Origin of the sequence: Methanosarcina sp. 1.H.T.1A.1, from assembly GCF_000979295.1 — an archaeon.
Taxonomy (GTDB): domain Archaea; phylum Halobacteriota; class Methanosarcinia; order Methanosarcinales; family Methanosarcinaceae; genus Methanosarcina.
Map to the genome: position 1 here is coordinate 1 of NZ_JJQY01000111.1, position 1,161 is coordinate 1,161.

The 1,161-nt window shown below is 43.8% G+C and carries 1 protein-coding gene and 1 pseudogene; both read right to left on the minus strand.

The window, feature by feature from the left end:
• Positions 1–22: 22 nt before the first annotated feature.
• Positions 23–694, minus strand: coding sequence for a MarR family winged helix-turn-helix transcriptional regulator (locus EO95_RS11665; protein WP_048134858.1), 672 nt, complete (start codon positions 692–694; stop codon positions 23–25).
• 123 nt (positions 695–817) lie between these two features.
• Positions 818–1,129 (minus strand): annotated as a pseudogene (locus EO95_RS11670) (tRNA (guanine(10)-N(2))-dimethyltransferase); the annotation flags it as partial.
• Positions 1,130–1,161 lie beyond the last annotated feature (32 nt).

The following is a 1,161-nucleotide window of genomic DNA, read 5'->3' on the forward strand; positions in this document are numbered from 1 at the left end:
TTCTCTACCTGTGCCTGCCGTATTAAGTATTTTCCGGTATTGAGCTCTTCAGGTAAGATTCTAGGAGCCTTTCGGTCTCTTCCAGAGCTGAATCTACTGTTTCGTCAACAGGTGTTTCCGCCTTCTCAATCTGGCTATGCAGTTTTTTGATATCCCGGCTGTAAGGACCAAGTTTTCTGGAAACCATCTCCTTACTTTGCCCATTCTCAACTGCTTCCCTGTGGATGCTCTCTATTTTCTTTTTAAGGTTCCTGACCTTTTCAAGGATTTCAACACTTAGAGGATCAAGCTCTTTTGCATTCTCACTTTCGGTTTCTTCTCCCCATTCTTCGATCTCTTTGCCTTTCGTTTCTCCGCCTTCTCTGCCTTTTTCCTCTTGCCCCTCTTCTCCTGATTTCAGGCATTCTGCTCTTGAAGGAGATCCCTCTGCAATTATATTCCGGAACTCTTTAAGGGCAGTTTCTACTTCCTTTCCGTACTCCGTAAGTTCGACAAACTTTATCCGTCCTTCAAATGTGAATCTTATAAGTCCGGAATGTTCCATCTTCGAAAGGATTCTCGTAGTATGGGCAAATGTCGAGTCTATTTCCTTTGAAATAACCGAGGCATAGGTTTTTCCCATCGAACCTATAAATAGCAGTGCAAGCGTGGGTTTTTCCTGCAAAAACAACTTTTCTGCGTCTTCGTCGGACATGATATCACATTGAGTTTTTTAGCGGATTATTTCCGGGTCTGAGCTCAGGCCTTTATTATTCTTTAATAGTTTATATAATAATTGAACAGTTTTCGACCTCTGGTTTTCAAAGGAATATTCTCTTCATCTTGAAAGCGCCAGGATTATTTTCTTTATTTCAGCCACGGGAGCATCTGTTCTGAAAGATGTCCCGCTGAAATGAGTCCTCGAGGCTTCAAACCCGCTGGCTTTAAGGGCCTCTATCAGAATCTCGATACCTGTTGCAGAAGCCCCAAGCCCCTTGCAGATAACGTGCTGGTCATAGAACATGGGAATGTCGAGTTCGTCCCTGCAGAATGTAATTATTTTTTTTGCTTTATCTTTCGTGTTCAGAGGGCGCGTTTCAAGCTCAGAAAGCACTTCATCGCAGAACTCCGGCTCTTTGAAGGGCCCAAGCCCTGTCTCTTATACACATCTCCGAGCCCACG

Bases quoted from the DNA above. Each gene is read 5' to 3' on its own strand.
- EO95_RS11665 (WP_048134858.1), bottom strand. From the start codon at position 694: ATGTCCGACGAAGACGCAGAAAAGTTGTTTTTGCAGGAAAAACCCACG.